The organism is Devosia sp., assembly GCF_017307565.1.
Taxonomy (GTDB): domain Bacteria; phylum Pseudomonadota; class Alphaproteobacteria; order Rhizobiales; family Devosiaceae; genus Devosia.
Genome location: NZ_JAFKHD010000408.1, coordinates 1 through 14,056, shown reverse-complemented (window position 1 = coordinate 14,056; position 14,056 = coordinate 1). Strand labels below are relative to the sequence as shown.

The 14,056-nt window shown below is 62.3% G+C and carries 13 protein-coding genes; 6 read left to right on the top strand and 7 right to left on the bottom strand.

Translation table 11 applies throughout. The features are described from left to right. Nucleotides 1-184 precede the first annotated feature (184 nt). The 4 genes from J0I64_RS16715 to J0I64_RS16700 form a co-directional block, all read right to left on the bottom strand. Nucleotides 185-1,867, bottom strand: a complete 1,683-nt coding sequence (locus J0I64_RS16715) for a hypothetical protein (protein ID WP_291410267.1) — start codon at nucleotides 1,865-1,867, stop codon at nucleotides 185-187. A gap of 132 nt (nucleotides 1,868-1,999) precedes the next feature. Next, on the bottom strand, nucleotides 2,000-2,950 hold the full coding sequence (locus tag J0I64_RS16710) for a DMT family transporter (protein WP_291410265.1): 951 nt from the start codon (nucleotides 2,948-2,950) through the stop codon (nucleotides 2,000-2,002). A 237-nt stretch (nucleotides 2,951-3,187) separates the two neighbouring features. After that, nucleotides 3,188-4,117 carry a tyrosine recombinase XerC gene (locus J0I64_RS16705; RefSeq protein WP_291410264.1) on the bottom strand — a complete coding sequence of 310 codons (930 nt, stop codon included), beginning with the start codon at nucleotides 4,115-4,117 and terminating at the stop codon, nucleotides 3,188-3,190. 39 nt (nucleotides 4,118-4,156) lie between these two features. After that, nucleotides 4,157-4,333: a hypothetical protein gene (locus J0I64_RS16700; protein WP_291410262.1), complete on the bottom strand. Its 177-nt coding sequence runs from the start codon at nucleotides 4,331-4,333 to the stop codon at nucleotides 4,157-4,159. A 104-nt stretch (nucleotides 4,334-4,437) separates the two neighbouring features. Between J0I64_RS16700 and J0I64_RS16695 the strand changes: the two genes are divergently transcribed. The 6 genes from J0I64_RS16695 to J0I64_RS16670 all read left to right on the top strand — a co-directional run bounded on the left by J0I64_RS16695 (nucleotide 4,438) and on the right by J0I64_RS16670 (nucleotide 11,839). Continuing rightward, entirely contained in the window at nucleotides 4,438-6,627 is a 2,190-nt protein-coding gene (locus J0I64_RS16695; RefSeq protein ID WP_366933758.1) for a primosomal protein N', read from the top strand. Between the two features lie 238 nt (nucleotides 6,628-6,865). Beyond that, the gene (locus J0I64_RS16690; RefSeq protein ID WP_291410258.1) at nucleotides 6,866-7,426 is read left to right on the top strand and encodes a F0F1 ATP synthase subunit delta; all 561 of its coding nucleotides are present in this window, start codon (nucleotides 6,866-6,868) and stop codon (nucleotides 7,424-7,426) included. Beyond that, nucleotides 7,427-8,962, top strand: a complete 1,536-nt coding sequence (atpA, locus tag J0I64_RS16685) for a F0F1 ATP synthase subunit alpha (RefSeq protein ID WP_291410256.1) — start codon at nucleotides 7,427-7,429, stop codon at nucleotides 8,960-8,962. 22 nt (nucleotides 8,963-8,984) lie between these two features. Beyond that, on the top strand, nucleotides 8,985-9,872 hold the full coding sequence (locus tag J0I64_RS16680) for a F0F1 ATP synthase subunit gamma (RefSeq protein WP_291410254.1): 888 nt from the start codon (nucleotides 8,985-8,987) through the stop codon (nucleotides 9,870-9,872). A 21-nt stretch (nucleotides 9,873-9,893) separates the two neighbouring features. Next, nucleotides 9,894-11,333, top strand: coding sequence for a F0F1 ATP synthase subunit beta (gene atpD / locus J0I64_RS16675; protein WP_291410251.1), 1,440 nt, complete (start codon nucleotides 9,894-9,896; stop codon nucleotides 11,331-11,333). 83 nt (nucleotides 11,334-11,416) lie between these two features. Then, nucleotides 11,417-11,839, top strand: a complete 423-nt coding sequence (locus J0I64_RS16670) for a F0F1 ATP synthase subunit epsilon (protein WP_291410250.1) — start codon at nucleotides 11,417-11,419, stop codon at nucleotides 11,837-11,839. 66 nt (nucleotides 11,840-11,905) lie between these two features. Here J0I64_RS16670 and J0I64_RS16665 read toward each other — a convergent pair whose 3' ends face one another. From J0I64_RS16665 to J0I64_RS16655, 3 genes are all read right to left on the bottom strand, one after another. Beyond that, entirely contained in the window at nucleotides 11,906-12,592 is a 687-nt protein-coding gene (locus J0I64_RS16665) for an aspartate/glutamate racemase family protein (RefSeq protein ID WP_291410248.1), read from the bottom strand. Between the two features lie 9 nt (nucleotides 12,593-12,601). After that, nucleotides 12,602-13,129, bottom strand: coding sequence for an RNA pyrophosphohydrolase (locus J0I64_RS16660; protein ID WP_291410246.1), 528 nt, complete (start codon nucleotides 13,127-13,129; stop codon nucleotides 12,602-12,604). Between the two features lie 60 nt (nucleotides 13,130-13,189). Beyond that, nucleotides 13,190-14,056: divergent polysaccharide deacetylase family protein (locus J0I64_RS16655; RefSeq protein WP_291410243.1), on the bottom strand; the 867-nt coding region annotated here is incomplete at its 5' end.

Here is a 14,056-nt window from a genome sequence, read left to right as displayed (position 1 = left end):
GGCTTTGCTGCGGGCCTTTTTGTTTCTGCGTTTGTGAAAGGCCCATTCCCCAAAAGCAAACGGCGGAGCTTTCGCCCCGCCGCTCTAATCTCTTTTTTGTCGTCATTGCCGGGCCTGTCCCGGCAATCCATCTCGCCACAAGAGCGGACCACCGGGACAAGCCCGGTGGTGACGGTGGCTGGGCTCAGCCCTCGATCAGCACGATCGTGCCAGCCTCATAGGCCGCGCGGCAATCATCGGCATCAGCCAGGCGATCACTGTCGAGCAGGGTCGTCGCCGTGCCCGGGCCTTCAAAGCGCGGATCGTCGCATTCGTCGTCATTGGAGTAGGACGAGGAATTGTCGCCAAAGTCGATCCCCGAGCTGTCATAGGGCGCGCCGGCGGCATATTCGGGCGTATAGACCTTGCGGATCGAGACCTTGCCCTCTTCGAGCAGGGTGCGGCAGTCCGTGGCGTCGCCCATCAGGTCTTCGCTCAGCAGCTTCTTGTCGACGCCCGGACCTTCAAAGCGCAGATCGTCGCATTGGCCGTCATTGGCCCACTTGGAGAAGTCCGAACCGAAGTCAAAGGCCGCCGCATCGCGCTCACCGGTATAGGTGGCGGTGCCAGCCTCAACCGCGGCGCGGCAGTCGGTGGCGTCCTTCTTGATGTCTTCGGCCAGCGTCGTGGTGGCAACGCCCTTGCCGGTAAAGCGCGGATCGTCGCATTCGCCGTCCTTGGCCCATTCCGAGGAATCGTCGCCATAGTCGATGGCGGCAGTCGAAGTGGCGCTGGTGTCCTTGAGGGTCACGGTGCCGGCTTCGAAGGCAGCGCGACAATCGGTGGCGTCCTTCATGCGATCGGCTTCGACCAACTGGGTGGCGGAGCCGGTGCCCACGAAACGCGGATCATCGCATTCACCGTCCTTGGCCCATTCCGAGGAATCATCGCCAAAATCGATCTCGGCTGCTGGCATGGCCGTGGCCGCTGCGCCAGTGTCTTTCAGGGTGACCGTGCCGGCTTCATAGGCAGCACGGCAGTCGGTGGCGTCCTTCATGCGGTCGGCTTCGACCAGTTCGGTGGCTGCGCCCGTGCCCACGAATCGCGGATCATCGCATTCGCCGTCCTTGGCCCAGTCCGATGAGTCATCGCCAAAGTCGATCTCGGTCGCGGCCACGCCGGTAGCCGCCGGGCCACCTTCCTTGAGGGTCACGGTGCCGGCTTCGAAGGCAGCACGGCAATCGGTGGCGTCCTTCATGCGGTCGGCTTCGACCAGTTCGGTGGCTGCGCCCGTGCCCACGAAGCGCGGGTCATCGCATTCGCCGTCCTTGGCCCATTTCGAGGAATCATCGCCAAAATCGATCTCGGCAGCGGCGGCCGTGGTGGCAGCTGTGCTGGTGCCGGCGTCCTTGAGGGTGACGGTGCCGGCTTCATAGGCGGCGCGGCAATCGGTGGCGTCCTTCATGCGGTCGGCTTCGACCAGTTCGGTGGCTGCGCCCGTGCCCACGAAGCGCGGGTCGTCGCATTCGCCATCCTTGGCCCATTCCGAGGAATCATCGCCAAAGTCGATCTCGGTCGCTGTGGCCGTGGTGGCAGCAGTATTTGTGCCGGCGTCCTTGAGGGTGACGGTGCCGGCTTCATAGGCGGCGCGGCAATCGGTGGCGTCCTTCATGCGGTCGGCTTCGACCAGTTCGGTCGCAGCGCCCTTGCCCACGAAACGCGGATCATCGCATTCGCCGTCCTTGGCCCAGTCCGATGAGTCATCGCCAAAGTCGATGGTGGACGCGGCAGGCGTCGTATTCTTCTGTGCCAGGCTCGGTATGGTCGTGCCGGCCGCCAGCACGACGCCAAGCAGTGCCCCAGCGATGACGTGACTGATCGTTCGCATCGGTTGTCCCTCCGTTTTGCGCCCTCGTTGTGTCGAGAGATTACAGCGGCTTTGCGGCAGTCAAAAGTACAAATGCCAATGATTTATTCTGCCCAAGGGCAATGGCGAGGCGCCTTGCGGCGCCCCGCGAACTCATTGCCGGGCCCGGCTTTTGCGCTCGATGCGGGCAAAGAGCCAGGAGCCCAGCAGCACGAGTGCAGTCCCGAGGGCATGTATCCAGGTGAAGGCTTCCCCGAGCACCAGAACCGCCAGCACGATGGTCACGATCGGCCCGAACGAGGCTGTCGAGGAGGTCGCGCGCGCCCCGATCCGGGCAATGCCGCCATTGAGCAGGAACGAGGGCAGCACGGTGCCGAAGATGCCCAGCATCAGGCCGATGGCCCAGATATTGGGGGTGAATCCTGCATAGGTCGCCGGGCCATCGACGATGAGGCTCTGGACGATGGCGAGAACCGCCGCCGTCGACATGCCGACGCAGGTAAAGAGCATGGTCCCCAGCACCAGCATCTGCCGTTTGGCCAGGTGCTGATAAAAGGCAAAGGTCAGCGCCGAACCCAGCACCAGCAGCGTGCCGGTCACAAGGCCATCGGGCTCCACCGTCAGGTTCCAGGCAAAGATGATCAGCAGCCCGCCATAGCTCACGAGCATGGCCGGCACGAGCTTCCAGTTCATCCGGTCGCCAAAGAACCAGACGCCAAACAGCAGCACGAAGAACGGATAGGTGAAGAGCACAAGCCGCTCATACTGCGCCGAGACGAAAGCAAGCCCGGCAAAATCGAGATAGCTCGAGACGTAATACCCGAGGGCCCCCACACCCATGGCGCCGAAGAGACGTACCGGCGTCACCGCCGCGCGCAGCTTTTCATTACGCAGCAATAGGCCCACCAGAATGACAAGATAGATCGGCAGCGCCATCATCATGCGCAGGGCCAGCGTCGCCTCAACCGTTACCCCCTGGGCAAAGGCGAGCTTGATGAAAATGCCCTTGGTGGAAAAGAGTGCGGCCCCGGCAAAGGCAAGGCCATACCCGATCATGTCAATATTGGGCTGCGTTTGCGATGGTGCGGTTTCTGGGGCACTCACTTGGGCACTCATGGGCTCTGTTCTTTCTGGCCCGCCCCGAAGTCTCCTGCCGGACACCGCAAGGCGCGGGCCGGGTTGCCAAATGCTGGATGTCAGCCTTCGGTCCGCGCCCCTATGGGTCGGATAAGCGAAATCAGCAAAAGCGAAATCTGCGGGCGCGAAGACATGGAGTATCAATAGTACCCGTGGGTACGGTTGGAAAGGCGGAGTGCGGCGATTCCGTCCAGCACAGGCGCTTTAGCCGCGTGGATGCGCCTTGGCATAGCTTTCCATCAGCCGCTCGGTGTCGACGGCGGTATAGATCTGGGTGGTGGAAAGGCTCGCATGGCCCAGCAGTTCCTGAATGGCGCGCAGGTCTCCACCCTTGCCCAGGAGGTGCGTCGCAAAGGAATGGCGGAGGGCATGCGGGGTTGCCGATGGCGGCAGGCCGAGCGCCGAGCGCAATTGCTGCATGCGCTGCTGGATCAGTCGTGGCGATAGCACGCCGCCCTTGACGCCCCGGAACAGCGGCTCGTCTTCCCAGGTCTTGTAGGGGCTGAGCTTGAGATAGTCTTCTATCGCGCGGCGCACGGGTGCGATCAGCGGCACCATGCGCACCTTGCCGCCCTTGCCGGTCACCCGCAGCACATCGGTCTCGAGGTCGGCCCTGGTCAGCGCCAGGGCCTCGGCGATACGCAGGCCTGCGCCATAGCAGAGCGAAATCACGGCCATGTCGCGCGCGGCAACCCAGGGCTCCGCTTCCATTTCACCGGTCGCAGCAATGGTCTTTTTCGCCTCCAGCACCGTCAGCGCCTTGGGCAGCGAGCGCGACATTTTTGGCGTGCGGATGGCGTTGAGCGCCTCCGTCACCAGCACGTTTTCGCGCTCGAGAAAGGCAAAAAAACTCTTTAGGGCCGAAAGCACCCGGGCCAGCGAGCGCGAGCCGAGGCTTTCCTCACGGCGTTGCGCCATGAAGGCGCGAATATCGGCGCCGCGTAGTTCCCTAAGCGATTGCAGCGAGACGGGGCCGCCCATATGGCCGGCGAGAAAACTCATGAACTGCCCGATATCGCGCCCATAGGCCTCCAGCGTCTTCGGCGCGAGCCGCCGCACCGATCCAAGCTCGCGCATCCAGTGCGCAATCTGGGACTGGACAAAGGCATCGGTGGCAAAGGCGCTGTCGGTCATGGTTTGAAGTCTATACCGGCGCGGTTACCGATCTCTACCTCAATAGGGCCAGCGGCTCTTGTCGGGGGGAAGGGCGAGGTCGGCCCGCAGGATCGCGGGTACCGGCTCGGGCGGGCGTCGGGGCCGGGCAATGTTGATCAGCCAGTCATAGAGACTGGCATTACGGGCGATGGCGACGAGATCGCCGGGGGCGCGTCGATTTTCACGACCAATCATGATGTCCTCCTGTTCTTTTCCTCTCAAGAACATTAAGTGAACGCAATGACAGGGTCTGTCAGCATGAGGCGGCAGGCCGAATCGCTTGCAATTCCCATGGGTCGATGCGAACCGAACGGGCAGAGATGCAGACGCGGATGGACATCGTTGCGGTCATGGTGGGGGTCGCCGTAGAGGGCCCCTATAGCTATCGTGTGCCCGAACACATGGTGGTCGAGCGCGGCTCCATCGTCGCCGTGCCGCTCGGGCCACGCCTGATCCTTGGTGTCGTCTGGGGCGCACCCAAGGACGATTTCGCCCATAACCGCCTGCGCGACATTGCCCAGGTCTATGACGTCCCCCCGCTTTCCGAAGAATTGCTGCGGCTCGTCGAATGGGTTTCCCGCTACACACTGGCCGCACCGGGGCAGGTCCTGCGCGGCGTGCTGCGCTCGCCCGAAGCGCTCGATGCGCCAAAGCCTGTCATTGCCTATCGCCGCACCGGCATCGAGCCCGAAAAACTCACGCCAGCGCGTCTTCGTGTCCTCGATGCCCTGATGGATGACATGGCCTGGCCCAAGCCTGCGCTTGTCGGGGCGACAGGGGTTTCCACCTCGGTCATCGATGGGCTGGAGCGGGCAGGGGCTCTCGAAAAGCTCGAAATGCCACCCCCACCGGTGGTGTTGGCGCCCGATCCGGAGGCGAGTCCCTCAAAACTCAATGCCGAGCAGGAGGCCGCGCTTGCCGGTATTCTGGCGCTCGATCCACACCAGTTCGGCGTGGCTCTTCTCGATGGCGTCACTGGCGGGGGCAAGACCGAGGTATTTTTCGAGGCGGTGGCCGATACCCTGCGCGCCGGGCGCCAGGCCCTGATTCTGCTGCCCGAAATCGCGCTCACCAACACTTTTATCGACCGCTTTACCCGCCGGTTCGGCACGCGCCCGGCCGAGTGGCATTCCGACATGACGCCGGTGCAGCGCTCAAAAGTCTGGCGTGGCGTGCTGGAGGGCACTGTCCGCGCCGTGGTCGGCGCGCGCTCGGCGCTCTTTCTTCCCTTCCGCGAACTGGGCCTCCTGGTGCTCGATGAAGAGCATGACGGCGCCTACAAGCAGTCGGATGGTTTTACCTATCACGCCCGCGACATGGCCGTGGTTCGCGCCCAGTTTTCTCAGGCCCGCGTCATCCTCTCTTCGGCGACGCCCTCGGTCGAATCGCGCAACAATGCCAATCAGGGGCGCTATTCGCATGTGCGCCTCGAAAGCCGCTTTGCCGAAGCGGCCATGCCCGACATTACCGCCATCGACATGCGCATCGACGGGCCGGAAAAAGGCTCCTGGATCGCTCCTACGCTCGCCCGCGAAATCTTTGCCGCGCTCGATCGCGGCGAGCAGGCGCTGCTCTTTCTCAACAGGCGCGGTTATGCTCCGCTCACGCTCTGCAATGCCTGCGGCCATCAATATAAATGCCCGGATTGCTCTGCCTGGATGGTCGAACACCGTTTTCGCGGCGTCCTCATGTGCCACCATTGCGGCCACGAAATGCGCACCCCCAAAAGCTGCGGCGAATGCGGGCAGGTCGATAGTCTCATCCCCGTCGGTCCCGGCATCGAGCGTGTCGCCGAGGAAGCAGCCGTGCGTTTCCCCGATGCCCGCCGCGTGCTGTTGTCCACCGACATGGGCAGCCATGGGCAGCTGCGCGAACGTTTTGCCGAGGTGGAGCGGGGCGACTATGATCTCATCATCGGCACCCAGCTGGTCTCAAAAGGCCACCATTTCGAAAAACTCTCGGTGGTGGGCGTTCTCGATGCCGATCTGGGCCTTGCCCATGGCGATCCGCGAGCGGCAGAAAAAACCTTTCAGATCCTGACCCAGGTTGCCGGCCGCGCCGGCCGCGCCAGCCGCCACGGCAAGGCATTTTTGCAGACCTATCATCCCGACCATCCGGTGATGAAAGCCATGGTTTCGGGGGATCGCGAGGCCTTTTATGCCCAGGAACTGCTGGCCCGCGAAGCCGGCGGCATGCCGCCCTTCGGGCGTCTTGCTGCACTGATCGTCTCGGCCAATGACCACGACAATGCCACCAATTTTGCGCGGCTCCTGCTCTCGGCTGCGCCCATGGCCGATGGCGTAAGACTCTTCGGCCCGGCGGATGCGCCCGTTGCCATGATCCGCGGCCGCCACCGGGTGCGGCTCCTTGCCCAGTCGGGCAAGGATTTCGATCTTTCCGGCTATGTCCGCTTCTGGCTTGCGAGCGCGGAAAAGCCCAAGGGCGACCTCAAAATTCAGGTCGATATCGATCCCATGAGTTTCATGTAGAGGCGCGGTCGAAAACGTTTGGCCGACACTGCCACAAGCCTGCGACATTTTCGCCGCAATTCAATCGTGCCCCCTAGCCTTGCAAGGCCCGCTTGGCTTGTGTTAGAGCGAGCCCGACTTGAAGGGGTCCGGCTAGGGGTAGTCCGACTTGGGCCTCATTTCCGGATACGTCTCAAGCTTTGAATAAGCCACTCCGGCCTACCGGCCGAAGGATGGCAATAGAGAGGGTGAAGCGACATTGGCAGCGCAGAATTCAGTGCTTACCCAGATCGCGCGGCCATATGCGTCGGCGCTGTTTGATCTTGCTCAGAGCGAGAATCAGCTGGCCTCGGTTGAAACCGGCCTTTCCGATATTTCCCGCCTCATTGGTGAAAGCGACGATTTCTCGCGCTACCTGCACTCCCCGGTTATCTCCGGCGATGTGAAGGCTGCCGCGCTCGACGCGATCCTCGCCAAGGCCAAGGTTAATCCGCTGGTCGGCAATTTCTTGCGCCTCGTGGCCAAGAATGGCCGCCTTTTCGCGCTCGACAATATCATTGTCGGCTTCCGCGAACTGGCTGCCGCTGCCCGTGGCGAGACCACTGCAGAAGTCACCTCGGCAGCACCGCTCACCTCAGAGCAGGTTGCGGCCCTGAGCGAAACGCTCAAGGCAAAGCTCGGCAAGAGCGTTACGCTCAATCAGTTTGTCGATCCCTCGCTGATCGGCGGCCTTCAGGTGAAGGTCGGCAGCCAGATGATCGATTCTTCAATCAAGACAAAACTCGCTGCGATGAAAGTCGCCATGAAAGAGGTCGGATAAATGGACATCAAAGCCGCGGAAATCTCTGCGATCCTCAAGGACCAGATCAAGAATTTCGGCCAGGAAGCCCAGGTTTCCGAAGTCGGTCAGGTGCTTTCCGTCGGTGACGGTATTGCCCGTGTTTATGGCCTCGACAAGGTGCAGGCCGGTGAGCTCGTCGAGTTCCCAGGCGGCATCAAGGGCATGGCGCTGAACCTCGAAACCGACAATGTCGGCGTCGTGATCTTCGGCAATGACCGCTCGATCAAGGAAGGCGACGTCGTCAAGCGTACCGGCGCCATCGTGGACACCCCGGTTGGTCCGGGCCTCCTGGGGCGCGTCGTCGACGGCCTCGGCAACCCGATCGACGGCAAGGGCCCGATCGTTCACACCGAACGTCGCCGCGTCGACGTCAAGGCTCCCGGCATTCTGCCGCGCAAGTCGGTTCACGAACCGATGTCGACCGGCCTCAAGGCCATCGACGCGCTGATCCCGATCGGCCGTGGCCAGCGCGAGCTCGTCATTGGCGACCGTCAGACCGGCAAGACCGCCATCATTCTCGACACCTTCCTCAACCAGAAGCCGGCCCACGATGCCGACGCTTCGGACACCGACAAGCTGTTCTGCATCTATGTCGCCGTTGGCCAGAAGCGTTCGACCGTTGCCCAGTTCGTGCGTCAGCTCGAAGAATCGGGCGCTCTGCCCTATTCCATCATCATCGCAGCAACGGCTTCCGATCCGGCTCCGCTCCAGTACATCGCGCCGTTCACCGGCTGCGCCATCGGCGAATGGTTCCGTGACAACGGCAAGCATGCCGTGATCGCCTATGACGATTTGACCAAGCAGGCCGTTGCCTACCGTCAGATGTCGCTGCTGCTGCGTCGTCCGCCGGGCCGTGAAGCTTACCCGGGCGACGTTTTCTACCTCCACAGCCGTCTTCTCGAACGCGCTGCCAAGATGAACGAAGACCACGGTCTTGGTTCGCTGACCGCTCTGCCGGTTATCGAAACCCAGGCAAACGACGTGTCGGCCTATATTCCGACCAACGTGATCTCGATCACCGACGGCCAGATCTTCCTTGAAACCAACCTGTTCTTCCAGGGCATCCGTCCTGCCGTGAACGTCGGTCTCTCGGTGTCGCGCGTCGGTGGTTCGGCCCAGATCAAGGCCATGAAGCAGGTTGCTGGCTCGCTCAAGGGCGAACTTTCCCAGTACCGCGAAATGGCGGCCTTCGCCCAGTTCGGTTCGGATCTCGACGCTGCAACGCAGCGCCTGCTCAACCGTGGTGCGCGTCTCACTGAACTGCTCAAGCAGCCCCAGTTCTCCCCGCTCAAGACGGAAGAACAGGTTGCGGTGATCTTTGCCGGTGGCCAGGGCTATCTCGACAGCGTTCCGGTCAACAAGGTCCAGGACTTTGAAAAGCACGTTCTTTCGAACCTGCGTTCCAAGCACGCCGACCTCTTGAAGACCATCGCCGCTGAAAAGCAGCTCAGCGACGATACCCGCGCCAAGCTGAAGTCGGCTCTGGACGATATCAAGAAGACCTACGCGGCCTGAGCCCTGAAGGAGACGACAGGCAATGCCGTCGCTAAAGGATCTTAAGAACCGGATCGACTCGGTCAAGTCGACGCAGAAGATCACCAAGGCCATGCAGATGGTCGCGGCGGCAAAGCTCCGCCGTGCCCAGGACGCTGCCGAGGCCGCCCGCCCCTATGCCGAGCGCATGGGGCAGGTGCTCTCGAGCCTTGCCTCGGTATACGATGGCCAGTCCGACGCGCCCGTGCTGCTTGGCGGCAATGGTAAGGATCAGGTTCACCTGCTGGTCGTCGCGACTGGCGAGCGTGGCCTTGCCGGTGGTTTCAATTCCTCGATCGCGCGTCTGGCGCGCGATCATGCCAACAAGCTCATCGCTGCCGGCAAGACCGTCAAGTTCCTGACGGTGGGCCGCAAGGGTCACGATATCCTCAAGCGCCAGTTCGCTGAAAAAATCATCGAGACCGTCAGCTATCGCGAAGTCAAGAATATCGGCTTTGCGCAGGCCAGCGAGATCAGCCAGAAGGTCCAGGCCCTCTTTGCTGCCGGCGAATTCGACGTGGCGACCCTGTTCTACGCCAAGTTCAATTCGGTGATCAGCCAGGAGCCGCAGGCCGTCCAGATCATTCCGGCCAAGATCGAGCGTGTCGAAGGTCAGGGCGAAGTTTCGAACTCCGCCGTCATCTACGAATACGAGCCGAGCGAAGAGGCAATCGTTGAAGACCTGCTGCCGCGCAATATCAGCGTGCAGGTGTTCCGCGCCATGCTTGAAAACAGTGCCTCGTTCTACGGTGCGCAGATGTCCGCCATGGACAATGCGACCCGTAACGCAGGCGAAATGATCGGAAAGCTGCAGCTGAGCTACAATCGCCAGCGTCAGGCCCAGATCACCAAAGAACTCATCGAAATCATTTCGGGCGCGGAAGCGCTCTAACCCATCAGCGAGGACGAACAAATGGCAGATAAGAAGGCCGGTCGCGTTTCGCAGGTCATTGGCGCCGTCGTTGACGTGGTGTTTGACGATCACCTGCCCGCCATCCTGAACGCGCTTGAAACCACCAACAACGGCCAGCGCCTGGTGCTGGAAGTTGCCCAGCATCTCGGCGAAAACGCCGTGCGCGCCATCGCCATGGACACGACCGAAGGTCTGGTCCGCGGCGCTGAAGTGCTTGATCTCGGCACCGCTATCTCGGTTCCGGTTGGTGAAGCGACCCTTGGTCGTATCATGAACGTGATCGGCGAGCCGATCGACGAAGCCGGCCCGATCGCCAGCTCCGACAAGCGCGAAATCCACCAGGACGCTCCGGCATTTGCCGAGCAGAACCCGGAATCGCAGGTTCTGGTCACCGGCATCAAGGTCGTCGACCTGATCGCTCCCTATGCTCGTGGCGGCAAGATCGGCCTCATGGGCGGCGCCGGCGTGGGCAAGACCGTTCTGATCCAGGAACTGATCAACAACGTCGCCAAGGCGCACGGTGGTTACTCGGTGTTCGCTGGCGTCGGTGAACGTACCCGCGAAGGCAACGATCTCTACTACGAAATGATCGAATCGGGCGTGAACAAGGACCCGCATGAGAACGGTGGCTCGTCCGCCGGTTCCAAGTGCGCCCTCGTGTTCGGCCAGATGAACGAGCCCCCGGGTGCCCGCGCTCGCGTCGCTCTGACGGGTCTCACCATCGCTGAAAACTTCCGCGACCAGGGCCAGGACGTGCTGTTCTTCGTGGACAACATCTTCCGCTTCACCCAGGCCGGTGCTGAAATGTCGGCTCTTCTGGGCCGCATTCCGTCCGCCGTGGGTTACCAGCCGACGCTGGCGACCGACATGGGCGCGATGCAGGAACGCATCACCACGACGAACAAGGGTTCCATTACCTCGGTTCAGGCCGTGTACGTTCCCGCCGACGACTTGACCGACCCTGCGCCGGCAACCTCGTTCGCCCACTTCGACGCCGTGACGGTTCTCAACCGCGCGATCTCGGAAAAGGGTATCTACCCGGCCGTTGATCCGCTGGCATCGAACTCGCGTATTCTCGACGCGAACGTTGTCGGTCAGGACCACTATGACGTCGCCCGTCAGGTTCAGGCGATCCTGCAGAAGTACAAGGCTCTGCAGGACATCATCGCCATCCTCGGCATGGACGAGCTCTCCGAAGAAGACAAGCTGACCGTGGCCCGCGCCCGCAAGATCGAGCGCTTCATGTCCCAGCCCTTCGACGTGGCTGAAGTCTTCACCGGTTCGCCGGGCGTGTTCGTGCAGCTCGAAGACACCATCAAGGGCTTTGCTGGCCTGGTTAAGGGTGAATACGACCACCTGCCGGAAGCTGCTTTCTACATGGTCGGCACCATCGAAGATGCCGTCAAGAAGGCTCAGAAGCTCGCCGCTCAGGCTGCCTGATTTCTGCAACTTGGGCTCGCCGCTCGCGGCGGGCCCAGCGCACAAGCCCGTTCTCGGGCTTTCTCTGTTAAGGGACCAAAAAAATGGCTGAAGGCCTCAAGATCGAGATCGTGTCGCCCGAGCGTCTGCTGCTGTCCCAGACCGTGGAATCGGTCACGGTGCCCGGCACCGAAGGCTATTTCACCGTCATGTCGGACCATGCCCCGTTCATGACCACGCTGCGTTCTGGCTTCATCACCGTAACCAATGGCGCGTCCAAGGAAGTCTTCTTCGTGCGCGGCGGCTTTGCCGATATCTCGCCGGCTGGCCTGACGATCCTTGCCGAAGAATCCGTGCCCTTCTCCGAATTCGACCATGCCGACCTGCAGACGCAGATCAAGGCGGCTGAAGAAGAGCTGGCGCGCGCCGATTCCCCGGATGACAAGTCTTATGCCCAGCAGTTCGTCAGTGGCCTGTTGAACCTCGCTCTCGAGGCGCAGCAGCTCAACGAGGCACACATTCATTAAGCCTCGGGCACTGCCCAAACTTCGCTGAATGATTTAGGGGCTGCCAAGGGCGGCCCCTTGTTTATGTCAGGCGAGCGCGGCGCCCACAAGGGCCCGTGCGTGCAGGTCCGTCGTGTCGAAAACCGGCAGCGGACTAACGGCATCGTCGATCAACATGCCGATTTCGGTGCAACCCAGAATGACCGCCTCCGCGCCGCGCGCGGCGAGGCGGTTGATGGCCTCAACATAGATTTGTCGGGACGCGTCGCGGACAATGCCACGGCAGAGTTCTTCATAGATGATGCCGTTGAGATTGGTGCGGTCGACCTCGGGAATGAGCGCGGTGAGACCACGCTGTTCGAGCCGCTCGCGGTAAAACCCCATTTCCATGGTAAAGCGCGTGCCCAGTAGCCCCACGGTCCCGTAGCCATCAGCGAGCAGGGCATCGGCAGTCGGGTCGCCGATATGGACGAAGGGAGCGTCGACCCCTGCCATCATCTGTTCGGCAACGAGATGCATGGTGTTGGTCGCAAGCCCGATCACCTCGGCACCTGCCGCCTGCAGCCGCCGGGCCGAGCGATTGAGCAGCGCCCCCGCCTCATCCCATTTGCCCGCCGATTGCAGCTCGGCAATGGGGGCAAAATCGAGCGAATCCACCAGCACGGGCGCCGAGTGCAGGCCACCCAGCCGCGCCGCGGTCTCCTGATTGAGAATGCGGTAGTAGTGGGCGGTCGATTCCCAGCTCATGCCCCCGATGAGGCCGATGGTCTTCATGGCTTGGCCTCAGGCAAAGCGTTGCGGAATGTCGGCAAAGGCGGCGACAACCTTTTCATAGGCGTCGCGCTTGAACGGCACAATCAGCGATGGAGTGCGCGAGAGCCGTTCCCAGCGCCAGGCATCGAATTCGGCGTGGAACTTGCCGCCGCCGGGCGCCGTCACGTCGATATCGCCGTCATTGCCGGTAAAGGCAAAGGCAAACCAGCGCTGGCGCTGGCCACGATATTTTCCCTTGAGCGCCACGCCGAGGGCATCGTCCGGCAGGTCGTAATAAATCCATTCGGGCGCTTCGGCGAGCAGGCTCACCGCGGAAATGCTGGTTTCCTCATAGAGCTCGCGCAGGGCGGCCTTGAGCGGATCCTCGCCCTTGTCGATGCCGCCCTGCGGCATCTGCCAGGGGGCCGAGAGCTCGTTCTCGTTCTGAAAATGGGCGCCGGCCTTGCGGCGGCCGACGAACACATTGCCCTGGGCGTTGAAAACGGCAACGCCCACGCAGTCGCGATAGGGCATGGTCTCACGATCGGGAATAGACATGGCGTTCCGGTCAGTTCTGTTGGGGCCTGAACCGGAGAGCAGAAAACCTCTCCGTAGGCGCTATCGCATCAGGGCGCTGGCCGGGACCAGCGCGATACCCTTGCCATCAAGGCTCGCCGACCATTCGGAAATGGCCTGGATGGAAATAGGCAGTGCACTGACAATACCGATTGCGGAGCCGTGTTCCAGCGCTTCGGCTTCAAGGCTGTCCAGCGCTGAGAGAATGGATGAGCGCGCCGGATTGGCATCGATCAGCATGCTGGCTCTTGCATAGGGCACCTTGTTGGCGCTGGCGAGCTGCTGGGAGACCGAGCGGTTGGACGAACCATCGTCGATATAGCCGACGCCGCGGGCGCCGAGTTCTTCCATAATCGGGCCGAAATCGCCGGCCGAAGCGGTGAAGCGCGCGCCCATATTGTTGATGATGCCAAAATAGCCGCCAAAGCGTGCCATCAACCAGAAGAGCTTCTCAAGATTGGCGCGCGGCGGCTCGCCGGTCAGGAGCGTATGGGGGCCCGGGTCGTTCTGCGGAAAATCGAACGGTTCAAGCGGCACTTCGAGCATGACTTCATGGCCGCCGCCCCGGGCGACGGCGACGGTCTTGTCGAGCGCCTTGCCATAGGGGGCAAAGGCGAGGGTCACGAGATCGGGCAGTTGCGCGATGGCGTCGAGCGAACCCTGCTCGTTGATGCCGAGTCCGGTGACGATCAGGGCGATGCGGGGGCCGGTGCCGGCGCTGGCAACCTCGAAGGGCGCGCGATAGGCAGCGAAGGGCGTTTCGCCGGTGCCGGACATGCGCGGGATCGACCCATTGGCCGTCTCCTCGGTCAGCTCCGGCACGATGCCGAGACTATTGGGTGCGCCATGCGATGCCGTGGCTGTCGTGCCGGCCTCCGGCGCGCCGGCCGTATGCCCCCCGGCCGGGTA

Coding starts and splice junctions, on each gene's coding strand:
- J0I64_RS16715 (WP_291410267.1), bottom strand. CDS start 1,867: ATGCGAACGATCAGTCACGTCATCGCTGGGGCACTGCTTGGCGTCGTG.
- J0I64_RS16705 (WP_291410264.1), bottom strand. CDS start 4,117: ATGACCGACAGCGCCTTTGCCACCGATGCCTTTGTCCAGTCCCAGATT.
- J0I64_RS16700 (WP_291410262.1), bottom strand. CDS start 4,333: ATGATTGGTCGTGAAAATCGACGCGCCCCCGGCGATCTCGTCGCCATC.
- J0I64_RS16695 (WP_366933758.1), top strand. CDS start 4,438: ATGCGAACCGAACGGGCAGAGATGCAGACGCGGATGGACATCGTTGCG.
- atpA (WP_291410256.1), top strand. CDS start 7,427: ATGGACATCAAAGCCGCGGAAATCTCTGCGATCCTCAAGGACCAGATC.
- J0I64_RS16680 (WP_291410254.1), top strand. CDS start 8,985: ATGCCGTCGCTAAAGGATCTTAAGAACCGGATCGACTCGGTCAAGTCG.
- atpD (WP_291410251.1), top strand. CDS start 9,894: ATGGCAGATAAGAAGGCCGGTCGCGTTTCGCAGGTCATTGGCGCCGTC.
- J0I64_RS16670 (WP_291410250.1), top strand. CDS start 11,417: ATGGCTGAAGGCCTCAAGATCGAGATCGTGTCGCCCGAGCGTCTGCTG.
- J0I64_RS16665 (WP_291410248.1), bottom strand. CDS start 12,592: ATGAAGACCATCGGCCTCATCGGGGGCATGAGCTGGGAATCGACCGCC.
- J0I64_RS16660 (WP_291410246.1), bottom strand. CDS start 13,129: ATGTCTATTCCCGATCGTGAGACCATGCCCTATCGCGACTGCGTGGGC.